This is a genomic window from Spirillospora sp. NPDC046719, from assembly GCF_040645715.1.
Taxonomy (GTDB): Bacteria; Actinomycetota; Actinomycetes; order Streptosporangiales; family Streptosporangiaceae; genus Spirillospora.
The window spans coordinates 19,608-20,296 of the sequence record NZ_JBEYYT010000154.1; the positions used below are offsets into that span (position 1 = coordinate 19,608).

1 protein-coding gene and 1 pseudogene are annotated in these 689 nt (G+C 74.0%); one reads left to right on the top strand and one right to left on the bottom strand.

Annotated elements, in window-relative coordinates; translation table 11 throughout:
- Window positions 1–199 precede the first annotated feature (199 nt).
- Window positions 200–403 carry a hypothetical protein gene (locus ABZ914_RS25080; protein WP_151546846.1) on the top strand — a complete coding sequence of 68 codons (204 nt, stop codon included), beginning with the start codon at window positions 200–202 and terminating at the stop codon, window positions 401–403.
- A gap of 87 nt (window positions 404–490) precedes the next feature.
- Here ABZ914_RS25080 and ABZ914_RS25085 read toward each other — a convergent pair.
- Window positions 491–689, bottom strand: a pseudogene (locus ABZ914_RS25085) (hypothetical protein); the annotation flags it as partial.

Here is a 689-nt window from a genome sequence, read left to right on the forward strand (position 1 = left end):
GCGGCACCACCCCCTCCGCACCCGTTTTTGGGGGGGGCGCCCGGCGGTTCTGTACCCCGGGGGGCGCCGCGGCGTGTCAGGATGCATCCTGCGGGCAGCGCGTAAGTCTTCCATTACTCGTTGATCCCGCAACGAATGCGTGTTCTAGTCTGGGTGAGCGGTTCTCCCGGACGTTCATGGCGCGGTCGAGGGGTGCGACGTGAAGCTCTTGCTGCTCATTGCCGTTGCGGTCGCCTGCGTGGCGGCCAGCTTCGTCTGGCGCGAGCCGTGGATCGGCGGCGTCGGCCTGCTCGTCGCGTTCGTCGCGATGTTCACCGACCGCGACGACGTGAAGCTGGACGACGAGAAGGGCAGCTACGAGACCACCAAGTCCGTCCGGAACATGCGCAGCCGGAACCGCTGACCGCCCGCACAACGGCCGCCCGCACGGCGCCCGTCGGCAGGGCGGCCGCCCGCACCGCCGCGGTCCGGGCGGCCGCCGTCCGGCCTCCTACCGCTCGACGCGGCCCTGCTCGCCCGCGACCCGCTGGTCGCCCGGCGGGCGCGGCGCGGGCGGCCGCCCCGGCTCGACCGGCCGCCCAGGCTCGACCGGCTGCCCTGGCCCGGCGTTCTCCCGCGCGTAGCGGCCGAACACCAGCGGCTGCGTGGTGCTCCGACCTCCAGCACGCGGATCCCCGCCAGCGGTCCGC